Genomic DNA, 15,794 nt, shown 5'->3' with positions numbered 1-15,794 from the left:
AGTGCGGTCGGCCAGCCCGTCGATCATCCGCAGGGTGGTGGTGCTGTCGTCGAGCAGGATGGACATGCCCGGCTCGACCCACTGCAGCGCGGCCGACGCGATCGCGGCCTTCTCGGCCGCCCGGGTGGCCAGCCGGTGCGACATCTGGTTCTCGAAGATGCCGGACGGCTGGACGGCGACGCCGCCGTGGAACTTGCGGACCAGACCACGCCGCTCCAGCTCGTGCAGGTCGCGGTGGATGGTCACCACGCTGACCCCGAACTTGGTGGCCAGGTCCTGCGGGGTGGCCGAGCCCCCGGCCATGAGCGCCTCGGCGATCAGCCGCTTGCGGGTCTCGGTCTTGCGCTCCCGCGGGGCCAGCGCGGACGACCCCGACGCCCGCGGCACCGCGAACTCGTCTTCGATGTCCATCTCTGCTCCTGGGCGTCGGCCGTCGGCCGCCACCGGGCGGGCAGCGACCGGCGCGCACGTTACCGAGCATGATCGGCTCCGGGCACGGACCGCGGTGAGGATCACTCGGCCCGGACCAGGGACCACCCGTCGGTCACGCCAGCCGGCGCCGCTCGTCCAGTCGCATCGGCCGGCCCAGCCGGCCGGTGACACCGGTGACGCTGACGCCGGCCGGCCCGGCCAACACCGGCTGCAGCCGCAGCTCGACCAGGTCCGGCAGGTCGTCGGCCATCGCCGACAGCCGCAGCGCCAGGTCCACCAGCGCCGCCCGGTCCACCGCCCGGGATCCGCGGTAGCCGTCGAGCAGCGGCGCCGCGCGAGGTCCGGCGATCAGGTCGACGGCGTCCACGTCGGTGAGCGGCACCGCCCGGTAGGCCCGGTCGTCGAGCAGCTCCGTGGCCAGGCCGCCCAGCCCGAAGGACACCAGCGCCCCGAACGACGGGTCGGCGCGGATGCCGAAGACGGTGGCCAGCCCGGACCGTTCCGGCGGCGCCATCCGCTGCACGTAGACCCGCGGACCGGACAGCTCGACCAGGCCGGGCCAGGCCGCCCGCAGGTGGGCCGGCGACGACAGCCCCACCCGGACCCCGGACCGGTCGTCCCGGTGCCGCAGCCGTTCGTCGAACGCCTTGAGCACCACCGGGTAACCGAGCTCGTCGGCCGCGGTGACGGCCTCGCCCACGGTGCCGACCGCCCGGAACGGAGCGACCGGGATGCCGTACACGTCCAGCAGGTCGACCAGCTCGTCGTCGGTCAGGGACCGCTCGACCGTGCCGCCGTCCTGCGCGGCCCGGCGCAGCACCGCCCGGCCGCGGGCCGCGTCGACCCCGTCCGGGCGGGTGACCGTGCCCGCCGGACGCGACCGCCAGGTGCCGTACCGGATGGCGTGGGCCAGGGCCGCGACCGCGCGCTCCGGGGTGCGGAACGAGGGCACCGACCCGCGTCCGGCGTGTCCCTGCTCGTCCGGCACGGCCAGCTCGGTGGGCAGGCCGTCGACGGCCAGGAAGGTGGTCACCACCGGCACGGCCGTGGCAGCCGGGGACGCGGCTGGGAACACCGCCGAGGCGGTCCGCAGGTCCCGCACGGCGGCCTTGAGCGCGGCCGCGTGGGCCAGTCCGCCGGAGGCGTCCTCGACGGCCGGCACGAACACCACGACCAGCGCGTCGATGTCGTCCCGGGCCGCGGCGGTGCGGATTGCGTCGGCCAACCGCTCGGGTGTGGCCCGGAACCCCAGGTCCTGCGGCCCGCCGTCCGGCACGGCCAGCCCGGCATCCAGACAGGCGTCGTAGGCGAGGATCCCGAGCGCGGTGGAGTTGCCCACGATGGCCACCCGGTCGCCGCCCGGCACCGGCTGGCTGGCCAGCAGCTGGGCCACGTCGAACGCCTCGGCCAGGTTCGTGGTCCGGATGACGCCGGACTGGGCGAACAGGGTGGCCACCGCGTGATCGCTCACCGGCGCCGTGGTGGCGGCCAGCGCGGGGGTGGCCAGCGCGTGCCGGCCCGACTTCACCGCGATCACCGGCTTCACCCGCGACAGCACCCGGGCCAGCCGGGCGAACTTGCGCGGGTTGCCGAACGACTCCAGGTAGAGCAGCACGACCTCGGTGTGCTCGTCGCCGTACCAGTACTGCAACAGGTCGTTGCCGGAGACGTCGGCCCGGTTGCCGGCCGAGACGAAGCTGGACAGCCCGAGTCCGCGGGCGTGCGCGTCGGCCAGGATGGCCACACCCAGGGCCCCGGACTGGCAGAAGAAGCCGATCCGGCCGGGCGGCGGCACCACCGGGGCCAGCGTCGCGTTCAGGCTGATCGTCGGGTCGGCGTTGATCAGGCCGAGGCAGTTCGGCCCGATCACCCGCATCCCCGAGGCCCGGGCCACCGCGACCATCCGCCGCTGCTCGGCCGCGCCGTCGCTGCCGGCGTCGGCGAACCCGGCCGAGATGACCACCAGCGCGTGCACGCCCTTGACCCGGCAGGCGTCGACCACCTCGGCCACCGATCCGGCCGGCACCGCCACGACGGCCATGTCGACCGGATCGGGGATGTCCAGCACGGACGGATAGGCCCGGACGCCCTGCACCGACCGGGTCTCCGGATTGACCGGGTACACCGGGCCGGTGAACGGGCCGCGGAGCAGGTTGACCAGCACCGCGTGGCCCAGCTTGCCCGCCTCGGTGGACGCACCGATGACGGCCACCGACCGCGGGTTGAGCAGCCGGGTGATGGACCGGGACTCGGCCCGGTGCTCCCGGGCCAGCAGCACCGCCCGGGACTTCTCGGTCGGCTCGATGTCGAAGACGAGATCCAGCACCCCGGACGAGAACTCGCGACGTACCGAATACCCTGCGTCCGCGAAGACGCGGGTCATCACCTGGTTCTCGGCCAGCACCTCGGCCGTGAACCGGCGGATGCCGCACTCCTGTGCGGCCGCGGCCAGGTGCTCCAGGAGCACCGAGCCGAGCCCACGGCCCTGCTGCGAGTCCTCCACCAGGAAGGCGACTTCCGCCGATTCCCGGTCGCGCAGGTCCCGGTGACAGGTGCCGGCGGCGATGATGTGCCCGCCGAGCTCGGCGACCAGCCCGATCGCGGTGTCGTGGTCCACGTCGGTGAAGATCCGCACCTGGGCGTCACTGACCTGGGCCACCGACGAGAAGTACCGCAGATAGAGCGTTCTGGCTGACGACCGGCCGTGCATGGCGCGGATATCGTCGGCGTCGGAGGCCCGCGCCGGACGCAGGTGCACCGCGCCACCGTCGGACAGCAGCACATCGGCCTCCCAGTGCTGCGGGTACGCGGGTCCGACGTCCGCCCCCGTCGCGGGTTGCGCCGTCCGCTGCGTCATCTCCACAGCCGTCCCCGTCCCGTCCGGTCAGTCCCGCGGATCCATCGGATCGAGCCCGAGCAGCGGGAACACCCGGTCCCGGGTCTCCCGGATCGCCCGGTCCACCGGCTGCTCGGTGGTGCCGTCCCAGCGCGGCACCTCGATGGTCGTCACGGTGCCGTCGTGCATCACCGTCGGTGGTTCGGTCCGCGGTCGCAGCTCGAGCGCCCGGTCGCGCCACACCTGCGGGATCTCGGTGGCCGGGTCCAGGTCGCGGCCGGCCACGGTGGCCAGCAGATGTGTCCACGACCGCGGCACCACCCGCACCACCGCGTATCCCCCGCCACCCAGGGCGAGCCATCGCCCCCCGGGCAGCTCGTCGGCGAGACTCCGCACGGATCGGGCGATGTCGCGGTGTCCGTCCACGGTGAGGTTCAGGTCGGCCAGCGGATCCTCGGCGTGCGAGTCGGCGCCGTGCTGGGTGACCAGCACCTCCGGCCGGAAGGCCCGGACCGCCCCCGGCACCACCGCGTGGAACGCACGCAGCCACCCGGTGTCCGAGGTGCCGGGTGGCAGCGCCACGTTCACCGCGGTCCCGGCCGCCTCGCCGGTCCCCACCTCGGCGGGCCACCCGGTGCCCGGGAACAGGGCCATGGGCGTCTCGTGCAACGACACCGTCAGCACCCGCGGGTCGTCGTAGAACGCGTCCTGGACGCCGTCACCGTGGTGCACGTCCACATCGATGTAGGCCACCCGCTGCACGCCCTCGTCCAGCAGCGTCGCGATGGCCAGCGCGGCGTCGTTGTAGACGCAGAACCCGGCCGCGCGGTCGGCCATGGCGTGGTGCAGGCCGCCCGCGATGTTGATCGCCCGGTCGGCCTCGCCGTGGGCCAGGGCGCGGGCGGCCAGGACCGAACCGCCGGCGATGAGCGCGGCCGAGGCGTGCATGCCCGGGAACGACGGGTTGTCGGCGGTCCCGAGCCCGTGCCCGACCCACAGCCCCGACGAAGGACGGTCGGACGCGGCCCGGACCGCAGCGACGTAGGCGGGGGTGTGGATCCGGGCCAGCTGCTCGTCCGTGGCCGGCTCGGGGGCGGTGCGGCCGATGCCGTCCAACACCCCGAGGGCGTCGGCCAGCTCCCAGGTCAGCTGCCAGCGGACGGGCGAGAACGGGTGGTTGCCGCCGAGGTCGTAGGCCAGCATGCCCGGATCCCAGACGACGAGCGGCGGCCTCATCGCCTCACGCTATCGGACGCTCCCAGCCCGGTCCGACCGCCGACCACGCACAGCGCGGACCCAGTACGATCGGTCCGGGCCGCAGAAGGGGAACGCCAGGGTGAATGATCTCATCGACACGACCGAGATGTACCTGCGCACGATCTACGAGCTCGAGGAAGAGGGTGTGGTCCCGTTGCGGGCCCGCATCGCCGAGCGCCTGAACCAGAGCGGTCCGACCGTCAGCCAGACGGTGGCCAGGATGCAGCGTGACGGCCTGTTGGTGGTGTCCGACGATCGTCACCTGGAGCTGACCGGGACCGGTCGGGATCGGGCGATCTCGGTGATGCGCAAGCACCGGCTGGCCGAGCGGCTGCTGCTCGACGTCATCGGGCTCGACTGGCAGGACGTGCACGTCGAGGCCTGCCGCTGGGAGCACGTGATGAGCGAGCAGGTCGAGCAGCGACTGGTCGCCCTGCTGGGCCACCCGCAGACCTCCCCGTACGGCAACCCGATCCCCGGCCTGGACCACCTCGGCGAGTCGGTGCCCCCGGTCACCGAGACCCATCTGGACCTCATCGCCGCCGATGTGGCCGCGGCCCGCGGCGGCCGCTTCGAGGTGCGCCGGATCATCGAGGTGGTGCAGAACCAGCCCACCGTGATGGACCGGCTGCACCGGGCCGGCGTGGTGCCGGGCGCGGTGCTCGAGTTCGGTGTCCGCGGCGAGGCCCTGGTCGTCGTGGACGGCCCGACCACCACCGAACTGCACCCGGACATCGCCCACGGCATCCACGTCCGGCCGGCGGCCTGATCCGACACGTCGCTGCTCCGGCGTACCGTCAGGTGTTGTGACTGCGCCGTGACCAGGTCATCGCTGCCCACCCCCGCGACCCTCGACGAACGCACCGCCGAGCAGGTCGAGCAGGCCGTCGCACTGCTGCGCGGTCGTCGGGTGGTCGCACTGACCGGGGCCGGCATGAGCACCGACTCCGGCATCCCGGACTACCGGGGACCGGACGCTCCACCCCGCACGCCGATGACGTTCCAGCAGTTCGTCTCCGGACCGGTCGCGCAGCAGCGGTACTGGGCGCGCAGCCACCTCGGCTTCTCGACCATCGGCCGGGCGATGCCCAATCCGGGGCACCTGAGCATGGCCCGGCTGGAGACCGCCGGTCCCCTGGGCTTCCTCATCACCCAGAACGTCGACGGCCTGCACGAAGCGGCCGGGAGCCGGTCGATGGTGGCGCTGCACGGCCGGATCGCCGGCGTGATCTGCCTGGACTGTCGCCGCGTCTCCAGCCGGGAGCGGCTGCACCGACGGCTGGACGAGCTGAATCCCGACTTCGTGCAACAGCTTCCGGAGCAGCTGCGGGTGAACCCGGACGGCGACGTGGAACTCGAGAACACCGCCGGGTTCCGGGTGGCCCGGTGCGAGGTGTGCGGCGGGGTGCTGAAACCGGACGTGGTGTTCTTCGGTGAGACGGTGCCGCCGGACCGGGTGGCCCGCAGCTACGCGGCGATCGAGTCCGCCGGTGCGCTGCTGGTGGCCGGGTCGTCGTTGACGGTGATGTCCGGATACCGGTTCGTCCGGCGCGCGGCCAAGCTCGGTCTGCCCGTGGTCATCGTCAATCGCGGGATCACCCGGGGCGACGGCGAGGCCACGGTGAAGCTCGACGCGGCGTGTGCGCCGGTGCTCGGCGCGCTGGCCGACGCCCTGGCCTGAGCCGAGCCCCCGACACGTGGGGCCAGCACTGTTGAGTATGGTTCTCATGAGCATCCTCAACGAGCGGGAGTCGCGATGGACCAGTCCCCTCCCGGCGCTCGGCCCACCCTGGCCGTCGCCTACTGCACCGGGCAGCGCTGCGCCGCCCTGCACGATCGGCGGTGCCACCACGGCCCGGACGAGCACCCGCCGTCGGTCGCCTGCCTGCACGCCTCGGTCCGCACCCGACCGGAGGCGGTGCTCATCGCCACCGACTGCCTGGGCGCCTGTCACCGCGGCAGCCTGGCGGTGGTCGGGCCGGCCGCCGTGCAGGCCGGCTCGGTGCGCTGGCTCCGACCACCGGTGGCCGTCGAGCTGATGGACGACCCGGACCGGGCGGGCGCCCTGGCCGACTGGATCACCGCCGGTGCACCCGATCCAGCCACCCTGCCACCGATGCTGCGCACCTGACGTCGGACCCGATCGCTGCTGGTGCGCGGGACCCACGAGCGCGGGACGCTGGCCGCACGCAAGTTCTTCCCGTGGAGGGAGCCCCGACGGTGACCCCGACGGTGACACGGGACGAACGGGTGGCGCGGGTGAACCACGCGGGGTGGGGCAGCTGCTCGCCGGCGGGCAGGTGGTCTGGGACGTGCTGAACCTCTTCCACCCGGAGACCACGACGGCGGGCGGCGCCGAGATGGCCGCCGCCCGCCGCCGGGGTACCCGTGGACGCTGCCTCAGATGGCGGTCAGCGTCAGCAGGGCGGTGTAGGTGCCGGGCCGGGTGTCGGTCGGCACGTGCAGCTCGAGCTGTCCACCGGCGGTCGCGGTGCCGAGGCCGGCCCCGGCCGGCGCCGAGACCAGACCGCGGCTGACCGACAGCCCCTCGCCGTCGGTGTCGCCGGGGGCGACCGGAGCACCCGGCTCGACCGCCTGCTCGGCGGCCTGACCGGTCACGGTCGGGGTCCAGCCCAGCTGCTCGGCGCCGAAACCACCCGAGCCACCGATGAAGTCGCCGACCTGGCCGGAGACGTTCCAGCCGGGCCGGGTGCTGCGGGTGTCGGTCACCGTGACCGGTCGCAGCTCACCGCCGGCCTGCCAGCGGTTGCCGGCGTCGGACAGCGCGAACGGTCCCATGACCACGTCCCGGTCCTGTGGGTCGACGCTGACCACCAGCGCGCCCGCGTCGTCACCGAGCGTTGCCGTGATGGTCTGCGACAGATCCGGGGTCGGTTCCGGTTCCGGGTCGGGGTCCTGGCCGGTGACCTGGAGCGTGACCGGGGTCTGGGCACCGACGTAGGTCGTGCCGTCGTCGAAGACCACCGAGACACCGATCTGCGCCCCGTCCAGGCCCGTGGTGACGCCGAAGGAGTACGCGGCGCCGGTGGCGCCCTCGATCGGCTCCGGACCGGCGGCGCCGAGCCGGGTGATGAACCACTGGTAGCGATCCAGCACCGTCGCCGGGCTGACGGACGCCGTCAGCGTCGCCGTGCTGCCAGCCGCCAGTTCGGTCGGGCCGTCGATGGTGACCTGCTGCCGGGCGGGCGCGCCGTGATCGTCGACGTGGATGGTCGCCGGCTCGCTCGCAGCGATGAGCGTGCCGTCCGCCGCGAGCAGTTCGGTCCGGACGGTGGCGCCGTCCAACGCCTGCTCGGCGACCAGGTCGTGACTGCCGGTGGTGACGCCTTCGAGCAGCACCTCCTGCGCCTGGTCCGGACGCTGCCAGTACCAGCGGTAGGTGTCGGTGTCCGCCGGGGCCGGGTCGGCGACCGCCCGCAGCGCGATGGTGTTGCCCTGGTGGTAATGGCCGGACAGGGAAGCCAGGAAGAGCAACTGCTCATCGGGACCGGCGGTGCTGACCCGCAACGGGACCGAGGCCGACGACGGATAGGTGGTGCCGTTGGTTCGGCCCACGGTCAGCTGGAGCTGCAGGCCGTCCATCGACGCGTCCGCGGCCAGCTCGATCGTGGGACCGGTGGCGCCCTCGATCGGGGTCGTGGTCCAGGTGCTCCGGTCGACGAGCGACCATTGGTAGGTGGCATCCGAGATCGCCGGGTACACCTCGGAGGTCACCGAGATGGTCGCGCCCGCCCGGTACACCGACTGCGCGCCGGACAGCAGCACCTCGCGCCACTCGACCGTCGGACTCACCGGCGCGGACTGGCCCAGCACGGTGCCGTCCGCGGCCCGGATCTGCAGCGCGACGTCGTAGCCGTTGATGGCGTTGGCCGGGAAGACCCACGGGTTCGCACCGGTGGGGATCTGGAACGGCCACAGCTCGCCCCACGTCCCGTAGAACAGCGGGCTCCGGGTGACCCAGGTGTACGTCTCGCCCGCGCCCAGCGGACGGGAGCTCGCCGACACCTCGATCACGTCGTCGGCGTAGTAGGGCTGGTCGATCCAGTCGAGGGTGATCGGCTCGCCGGATCCCCGGTCGGGCCCGTCGACCACGAACGGCACGTACGGCGTCTGGTCGCCGTACACGTTGCGGCCGTCGACGGTGCGCACCGCGACCGCGGCGAGCCGCCAGCCGTCGTACGCCGCGGACACCTCGCGCCGCAACGTTCCCGTCGCCGCTTCGGGATTCAGCTCACTCAGCAGATAGTCGTCGTCCTCTCCCTCCGGAGCCACCACCCACTCGTAGCGTTCATCGGCCGCCAGCGTCCGGCCCACCACCTGCACCTCGAGGATGTCACCGCTGGTGTACCGGTCGGCCATCCCGGACAGACCGAACGGCACCGCGCCCGGTTCGATGACCGTGACCGGGACGGTCGGGCTGATGGACCCGGTGAACTCATCGGTCCAGGCCGGCACGTACCGGGCGGTCACCTGCCGGGTCCCCAGGCCCAGCGGCCCGGCCAGCAGGCTCGCGGTCCCACCGCTCACCGCGGCGTGCCCCAGGGTCGTGCTGCCGTCCAGGAACTCCACCCACCCGGTCGCCGTGGCCGGTGTCACCGTCGCGGTCAACGCCACCGTCTCGTCCGGCGCGATCTTCCCCGACCCGGCCGAGACCGACGTCTGCGTGGTCACCGCGACCGGCACGTCACCGACCCGCACCGTGTAGTCCTGGCTCGCGGACTGCGACTGGCCGGCGACCGTCCCGGTGGCGGTGAACCGCAGCACGTAGTCACCCACCGCCGGGAAGGCCCAGTTCGCGTGCACGTGCGCCGGCACGTCCAGCGTCCACGGATCCAGCCCCGCACCCGGATCACCGGAGAACAACCGGGACACCGGGGCCCCAGCCCCGCCAGTGGTCCCGGTGGTGTAGATCTCCACCGCACCCGGGCCGCTGACCTGCTCCAGGGTGAACGACACCGCGTCCCCGTCAAGGACTCCCGGCTCGATCGACTCCGCGCTGAACCCCGGCCACAACCGATCCGGCACCTGCACCTGCGGCGCCACCCACACCGGCGCCCCCGCCGCCCCCAGGAACCCGTACGCCGGATCAGCCGGCACCGTCGAGGCCAACGCCGACTCCACGTTGAACACCGCGGAGTCCGGGTCGACCCGCGCCTGGCCACCCGGCAGATCAGCCATCGAACCCAGCGTCAGCACCCCGTCATCGACGAACGCCGCCACCAGATCGGTGTGCACCCCCGCCACCACCGTGCGGGTCTGACTCGGCGGTGGCGGCCCCGGCTCCCCGGCCGCCGTCCCCACCAGGGACACCGACCCGCCCGCCGCCAGCACCAACACCCCGATCGCAGCGGCGCCTGTGCGCCGCATCGTTGCTCTCACGCTTCTCTCGTTCCTCGTGATGGTCACACCGGACCTGCGCCGGTGTGTCGAGCCGGCCGTCAGGGCGTTGGCCGGTCGTCTGCCGGCTCGACCTGTTGGTCGGCGCCGCCCGTCTGGCTGCCCCGGCCCTGCAGCGCCGCTTCCCGTCCTGCTTCGGCGCCCTCGGCCCGCGCGGCGGCCAGTTCCTCGATCCGGACCCGTCCTCGGCGGATGCCCGAGCGCCGCCACAACCAGCCGGCGAGCACCAGCAGGGCGAGCAGCAGCAGTTGGGTCCACGGCACGGCGGCGGTGGTGTCCTCGCCGACGGCCTCGGCCGGTGGCGGGGCGCCGTCCAGCCCGATGGACTGCGGCGCGAAGCGGACGGTGCCGGTGAGCCAGCCCCACGGCCAGACGGCGTCGACCTCGGTGGTCATCGTGAGCGAGTTGCCGGGCAGCAGCTCGGTGACCGGTTCGGCGTCGACCGTGCGGCGGCCCAGCCCGAAGGGGCCGGCCACTTCGACGGTCGGCGTGCCGGCGAGCCGGATGTTGCCGGTGTTGCGCACGGTCCAGCTGACGGTCGCGTCCCCGGATCCGAACGGGTTGAGGGTGCCGTGGTGGACGAGCTGCACGTCGGTGACCGTCGCGGACGGCAGCGCGTCCCCGGTGACCCAGAGGTAGATGCGGGCGCCGACCCGTCGGTCGACGGCGACCTGGCTGCCGTCGGCAGCGGTGGTGGTGGAGGTCAGCGAGGCCACCACGCCACCGGTGTGGTCACCCGGTGTGGCATTGTCCGGCACGGTCAGCCGGAAGGGCACCTCGAGCCGGGATCGGGGCGGCACGGTCACCGTCTCCTGCCCGAAGTCGACCCAGGAGCCGGCGTCGACCGGCTCGTCGGCTGCGGCCAGCAGGTCGAAGCCGCCCTCGCCGGTGGTGAAGGCGTCACTGGCGTAGACGGCCAGTTCCAGCGGCTGGTCGGTGAAGTTCGAGACGCCGACGTAGTCCTCGACGGACGCGCCGGGATCCAGTGTGTACCGGAAGGTGTCGCGTCCGTCCGGTCCCTCGGGCGTCGACGGCCGCACGCCCCAGGTGATGGCGCCCGCCGGCTGCCCGTCAGCGGGCTGCTCTGCGGGAGGCGCCTCGGTGGACGGTTGCTCGGTGGACGGTTGCTCGGTGGACGGTTGCTCGGTGGACGGTTGGGCCGACGCCACCGGCGCGAGTGGACCGAGCCCGACCCCCAGAGACACGGCGACGAGCAGCAGGACCAGCGCTCGGAAGCGGGAAGCCGCGCCACCACTGGGATGTGGGCATGTCGTACGGGAAGCAGGAGCAGGCACAGTCCGGTCGTTCCGTGTGTGGAGGCGGTCGGTGAGGGTTGATCGTGGGCGCCGGTGGGCGCATCAGCGGCGGAGCTCCGGGCCGAGACCCGGAACTCCGCCGCCGTCGTGCCGCGATCGGTGGTGCTGGTGTCCTGCGTCAGCTCACCGTCAGATGGCGGTCAACGTCAGCAGGGCGGTGTACGTGCCCGGCTCGGTGTCGGTGGGCACGTGCAGGTCGAGCTGGCCACCGGCGGTCGCCGTACCAAGACCGGCACCGGCCGGAGCCGTCACCAGGGTGCGGCTCGCGTCGAGGCCCTCGCCGTCGGCGGTGCCCGGAGCCACCGGGGACCCGGCGACCGCACCCTGCTCGGCCGACTGCTCGACGACCTGCGGGGTCCAGCCCAGGTGCTGGGCACCGACGGTGTCGGTGGCGGAGGTGAAGTCACCGACCTGGCCCGAGACGTTCCAGCCCGGGGTGCTGCTGCGGGTGTCGGTCACCAGGACCGGGCGCAGCTCACCCGAGGAGGCCCATTCCTGCCCGTCGCCGGTCAGGGCGAACGGACCCATCACGACGTCGCGGTCAGCCGGATCCACGCTGACCACCAGCGCACCCGCATCCTCACCCAGGGTGGCGGTGATGGTCTGTGAGAGCTCCGGTTGCGGTTCCGGGTCGGGGCCCGGGCCGGGATCGGTGCCCGTGGTGACGGTGAGCGTGACCGGCGCGGACTCGGCGATCACCGCGTGATCGTGGTCGTACAGCCGGACCAGGTACTCGGTGCCGTTCAGCGCCTCGGTGGCCGGGAAGCTGTAGGTCCCGGTCGCCGCTCCGCTGACGACGGTCCAGTCGGTCGCACCGGCGGCGCGGGAGAACCAGTGGTAGTGGTCCTCGCCGGTCTCCGGATCCTGCACCGCGTTCAGGGTGACCGTGTCGCCCGCGGCGTAGGAGGCCGCCAGACCGCTGATCGACAACTCGGTCTCCACCGGCTCCGGCTCGTCGACCGGCAGCGCACCGACGTGGAAGCTGTACTCCTCGACGGCGGTGGTGATCGTCTGCCCGGTCACCGCACTGGTGCCGGAAGCCTGGAAGTGCGCGGTGTAGGCGCCCGGCTCGGTGAACACCCAGTTGGCGTGCACATGGGCGTTCGGGCTGACCGTGACGGACGGCGAGAGCCCGCCGCCACTGCCCCAGGTGTTGACGGGCGCCCCGAAGGCGTCGTTCTGGAACAGCAGGATGTCGCCCGGACCCTCGACGTCGGACATCGTCAGGGTCAGGTTGGCGCTGATGACCCCGGGGGCGGTGCGCTGGGAGGCCCAGCCCAGCCAGACCACGTCCGGGTTCTGCGATTGCACCTGCGGCAGCAGGTACACCGTCTGTCCGGCCGGCATGAAGGAGAATGCGGGGCCCAGGCCGGCGGCCGGCACCTCGAAGGCGGCCTCGTCCTTGATGTGGAACACCACGTCGGCCGGGTCACGCGTGACGGCGTTCAGCGCGTCCCGATCGTCGAACACGTTGAGCACGATCTGGTCGCCCTGGCTCTGGATGTCCAGGCCGTCGACGTGCCCGACGTCGAGGATCAGCTTCCCGTCGTACGGCCCAGCCGCAGCGGCCGGCAGTGCCAGCGCCACGCTGGTGGCCACCGCTGCCAGACCCGTGGCCAGGGTCAGCGCGAACGCGCGCGGCAGCAATCGGTTGCTCATCCAACCTCCCCTCACTCGTACACCCGGGCAGGCCCTCTGTCCGGATTAGTGATAATCACTCTCAGTACGCTAACACACGGACTTCACACCCGACAGGGGTACCCAGCCCCGCGCAGGAGCGTGATCAATGCTCGGTGGCAACCGCTCTCGCCCGGAACCGACGGGACAGCAGGCCGTGTCGGGGAGCCAGCACCCAGCACAGCAGGAACACCACGGTGGCCACCAGCACGATGGTGCCGCCGGTCGGCAGGTCGATGCTCCAGGACAGGTACAGCCCGACCAGGGCCGATCCCCCGCCGATGAGCGGCGCGAGCAGCATCATCACGCCGAGCCGATCGGTGAGCAGCCGGGCCGCCGCCGCCGGGGTGATGAGCAGCGCCAGGACCAGGATGTTGCCGATGGTCTGCACGGAGATCACCACCGCCACGGTGACCATGACGTACAGGGCCAGGTCGAGCCAGAACACCGGGATGCCCGCGGACCGGGCCATCTCCCGGTCGAGCGTGACGATGACGAACTCCTTGTGCAGCAGCATGGCCACCAGCAGCACCAGCGTCGAGCTCACCGCCACCACGGACACGTCCTCGTCCGGGATCCCGGTGATCGAGCCGAACAGGAACTGCTGCAGCGACCCGGCGTACCCGGGCGCGCGGCTGATGATGACGATGCCGAGGGCGAAGGCGGCGACGAAGAACACGCCGATGACGCTGTCCTCCTTCAGCCGCCGGTTCTGCGAGAACACCGCGACCAGCACTGCGGTGAGCACTCCGGCGGCGATCCCGCCCAGCACCAGACTGCCCTGCAGCACGAACGCGATGGCCAGACCGGGGAACACGGCGTGCGCGACGGCGTCGCCGATGAAGGCCATGCCCCGCAGCACGACGTAGCAGCCGACGATGCCGCACAGGATGCTCGACATCGTCGCCACCAGCAGCGACTTGGCCAGGAAGGCCAGATCCGGGTTGAACAGGTCGCCGATGAACTCGGCCGGACTCAACATCGCTCAGCCCTCCCCGATGCCCAGCGAGCGCAGCAGCGGGCTGCCGGCGGTGACGCCGAACGTGCGCATCCAGATCGACTGGTCGACCAGTTCGTCGGGGGAACCTACGGCGATCACCGTGCGGTTGACCAGGCACAGCCGGTCGCACACGTGCATCGCACCGGCCAGGTCGTGGGTGGACATGACGACCGCCCGGCCGTCCCGGCTGAGCCGTTGGAACAGTTCGATGAGCAGCTCCTGGGTCGGCATGTCCAGACCGGTGAACGGTTCGTCGAGCAGCAGCACCGACGGTTCCGCTGCCAGGGCGCGGGCCACCAGGACCCGCTGCCGCTGCCCACCGGAGAGTTGTCCGACCGGCCGCCGGGCCAGATCGGTCATCCGGGCGAGCTCCAGCGCCTCCGCCACCGCCCGGAAGTCACCCACCTCGGGTCGCCGCAGCCAGCCGATCCGGCGGACCCGGCCGGTCATCACCACGTCGTGCACGGAGATCGGGAACTCCCAGGCGAACTCGTGCCGTTGCGGGACGTAGCCGATCTCGTCGGCCGCGGCGCGCCCGGTGCGGCCGGCCACCTCGACCCGTCCCGCGGCGGGCCGCAGCAGGCCGAGGATCGATCGCAGCAGCGTGGTCTTGCCGGCACCGTTGGGCCCGACCAACCCGACGAATTGGCCGGGATCGACGGTCAGGTCGACGTCGTGCAGCACCCGGCGACCACCGAGATCCACGGCCAGCCCGGACACCACCAGCCGGCCGGACTGATCGGCGGACCGATCGACCGGCACACGGGGTGGAGTCGACAGCTCGTCCACCGGCGCGTCATCCGCGCGGGCGACGTCGGACGGCCGGGCGCTCACGGGTGCGGATCCGCATCGTCGCGGCGGGCGCCCACCGCCGCCTCGCGGCGGGCGGTCCGCTGGGCGAGCACCGAGCGGATCAGCAGCCCGCCTGCCACCACCACCACCACGGCCACGCCGACCCACACCACCACGCCGGTCGGGAACCCACCGTCCGGATCGGTCGCGTCCGCATCGAGCGGATCCACGGCGGTGCTGGCGCCGGAGACCAGGGCCTGACCATCGGGTGCAGCCAACGACGCGGTGAACGCGGCGTCGACGTCGGTCCCGCTGCCCACCGCGAACCGCAGCGGGGCCCGATCGGTGGCGACCTCACCGGAGGACAGGTCGGCCGAGATCTCGAGATCGACCAGGTAGACGCCCGGCTCGGTGAACACCCAGTTGGCGTGGGTGTGCGTGTTGGTCGCCACGAAGAGGTCCTGCGGCCCGTCCTGGCGGCTGTTCCACAGCACCTCGGGCGCACCGAAGTTGCCGCTCTGCAGGAAGACGATCACCTCGCCCGGGCCCTCGACCCCGTGCATGGTGAACGTCGCCCCCACCGTGGCCCGCTCCATCACCGCGGGATCCTGGGTGTTCCAGCCGACCCAGACGACGTCCGCCTGCTGGGTCTGCGGCACCACGTACACCTGCGCCCCGGCGGGCGTCCCGAGGAACTCGTAGGCCGGGTCGTCCGGAACGGTCAGGGTCGCGGCGTCGCCGACCTGCATGACGACGTCGGACGGCTGCCGCCACACCGACGGCACCGCGGTGTCGTCGTGGATCTGGATCGACATCCGGTCCTGCTGCCAGCGTGGCCCGATGTCCACGTGCCCGCTGTCCAGCACGGCCCGGCCGGTGCCGGACACCTCGTCCGGGGACAGAGTCTGGTCGAGGCCGTCCGTCGGCGTGGCCAGACCGACGCCCGACGTGCCGAACAGCAGCGCGGCCGCCAGCAGCGGGGCGAACGCGGCGCGGCCGGTCCATCTGCTCCACGCGGGCCGGCGCTGACGGCGGTGCATCTCCGGGCCGATCACGACAGTTCCTC

Annotated in this window: 12 protein-coding genes; 3 read left to right on the top strand and 9 right to left on the bottom strand. The window is 72.7% G+C overall.

The annotated features are described in order from the left end of the window. The 3 genes from JL106_RS18790 to JL106_RS18780 form a co-directional block, all read right to left on the bottom strand. Positions 1–411 (bottom strand): DeoR family transcriptional regulator (locus JL106_RS18790; RefSeq protein WP_205262286.1); only part of this gene is annotated, 411 nt, incomplete at its 3' end. Between the two features lie 133 nt (positions 412–544). Next, positions 545–3,289: a bifunctional acetate--CoA ligase family protein/GNAT family N-acetyltransferase gene (locus JL106_RS18785; RefSeq protein ID WP_205262285.1), complete on the bottom strand. Its 2,745-nt coding sequence runs from the start codon at positions 3,287–3,289 to the stop codon at positions 545–547. A gap of 27 nt (positions 3,290–3,316) precedes the next feature. Beyond that, positions 3,317–4,504 (bottom strand): acetoin utilization protein AcuC, encoded by a 1,188-nt coding sequence (locus JL106_RS18780; RefSeq protein ID WP_205262284.1) that lies wholly within the window; start codon positions 4,502–4,504, stop codon positions 3,317–3,319. A 100-nt stretch (positions 4,505–4,604) separates the two neighbouring features. Here JL106_RS18780 and JL106_RS18775 point away from each other — a divergent pair, with 100 nt between their 5' ends. The 3 genes from JL106_RS18775 to JL106_RS18765 all read left to right on the top strand — a co-directional run bounded on the left by JL106_RS18775 (position 4,605) and on the right by JL106_RS18765 (position 6,656). After that, positions 4,605–5,294, top strand: coding sequence for a metal-dependent transcriptional regulator (locus JL106_RS18775; RefSeq protein ID WP_205262283.1), 690 nt, complete (start codon positions 4,605–4,607; stop codon positions 5,292–5,294). Positions 5,295–5,342: 48 nt separating this feature from the next. Beyond that, positions 5,343–6,206, top strand: a complete 864-nt coding sequence (locus JL106_RS18770; RefSeq protein ID WP_328842587.1) for an NAD-dependent protein deacetylase — start codon at positions 5,343–5,345, stop codon at positions 6,204–6,206. A gap of 75 nt (positions 6,207–6,281) precedes the next feature. Beyond that, entirely contained in the window at positions 6,282–6,656 is a 375-nt protein-coding gene (locus tag JL106_RS18765; protein ID WP_205262282.1) for a hypothetical protein, read from the top strand. A 269-nt stretch (positions 6,657–6,925) separates the two neighbouring features. Here JL106_RS18765 and JL106_RS18760 read toward each other — a convergent pair whose 3' ends face one another. The 6 genes from JL106_RS18760 to JL106_RS18735 all read right to left on the bottom strand — a co-directional run bounded on the left by JL106_RS18760 (position 6,926) and on the right by JL106_RS18735 (position 15,783). Then, positions 6,926–9,913 (bottom strand): choice-of-anchor M domain-containing protein, encoded by a 2,988-nt coding sequence (locus JL106_RS18760; protein WP_205262281.1) that lies wholly within the window; start codon positions 9,911–9,913, stop codon positions 6,926–6,928. A 71-nt stretch (positions 9,914–9,984) separates the two neighbouring features. Continuing rightward, positions 9,985–10,995 (bottom strand): WxL protein peptidoglycan domain-containing protein, encoded by a 1,011-nt coding sequence (locus JL106_RS18755; protein WP_407940203.1) that lies wholly within the window; start codon positions 10,993–10,995, stop codon positions 9,985–9,987. A 393-nt stretch (positions 10,996–11,388) separates the two neighbouring features. Continuing rightward, positions 11,389–12,918: a choice-of-anchor M domain-containing protein gene (locus JL106_RS18750; protein WP_205262279.1), complete on the bottom strand. Its 1,530-nt coding sequence runs from the start codon at positions 12,916–12,918 to the stop codon at positions 11,389–11,391. Between the two features lie 124 nt (positions 12,919–13,042). Continuing rightward, on the bottom strand, positions 13,043–13,918 hold the full coding sequence (locus tag JL106_RS18745; protein ID WP_205262278.1) for an anchored repeat-type ABC transporter permease subunit: 876 nt from the start codon (positions 13,916–13,918) through the stop codon (positions 13,043–13,045). Positions 13,919–13,921: 3 nt separating this feature from the next. Beyond that, a complete protein-coding gene (locus tag JL106_RS18740) occupies positions 13,922–14,698 on the bottom strand; it encodes an anchored repeat-type ABC transporter ATP-binding subunit (protein WP_205262308.1) in 777 nt (258 codons plus the stop codon). Positions 14,699–14,766: 68 nt separating this feature from the next. Then, on the bottom strand, positions 14,767–15,783 hold the full coding sequence (locus tag JL106_RS18735) for a choice-of-anchor M domain-containing protein (protein ID WP_205262277.1): 1,017 nt from the start codon (positions 15,781–15,783) through the stop codon (positions 14,767–14,769). Between the last annotated feature and the right edge of the window lie 11 nt (positions 15,784–15,794).

It is taken from the genome of Nakamurella leprariae (assembly GCF_016918035.1).
Classification (GTDB): Bacteria; Actinomycetota; Actinomycetes; order Mycobacteriales; family Nakamurellaceae; genus Nakamurella; species Nakamurella leprariae.
The sequence above is the reverse complement of the archived record's forward strand: the minus strand, read 5'-3'. Positions and strand labels throughout refer to the sequence as shown.

What these genes read in the sequence shown, in the direction of transcription:
- JL106_RS18785 (WP_205262285.1), bottom strand. Translation starts at nt 3,289, where the DNA reads ATGACGCAGCGGACGGCGCAACCCGCGACGGGGGCGGACGTCGGACCC.
- JL106_RS18780 (WP_205262284.1), bottom strand. Translation starts at nt 4,504, where the DNA reads ATGAGGCCGCCGCTCGTCGTCTGGGATCCGGGCATGCTGGCCTACGAC.
- JL106_RS18765 (WP_205262282.1), top strand. Translation starts at nt 6,282, where the DNA reads ATGGACCAGTCCCCTCCCGGCGCTCGGCCCACCCTGGCCGTCGCCTAC.
- JL106_RS18760 (WP_205262281.1), bottom strand. Translation starts at nt 9,913, where the DNA reads ATGCGGCGCACAGGCGCCGCTGCGATCGGGGTGTTGGTGCTGGCGGCG.
- JL106_RS18750 (WP_205262279.1), bottom strand. Translation starts at nt 12,918, where the DNA reads ATGAGCAACCGATTGCTGCCGCGCGCGTTCGCGCTGACCCTGGCCACG.
- JL106_RS18745 (WP_205262278.1), bottom strand. Translation starts at nt 13,918, where the DNA reads ATGTTGAGTCCGGCCGAGTTCATCGGCGACCTGTTCAACCCGGATCTG.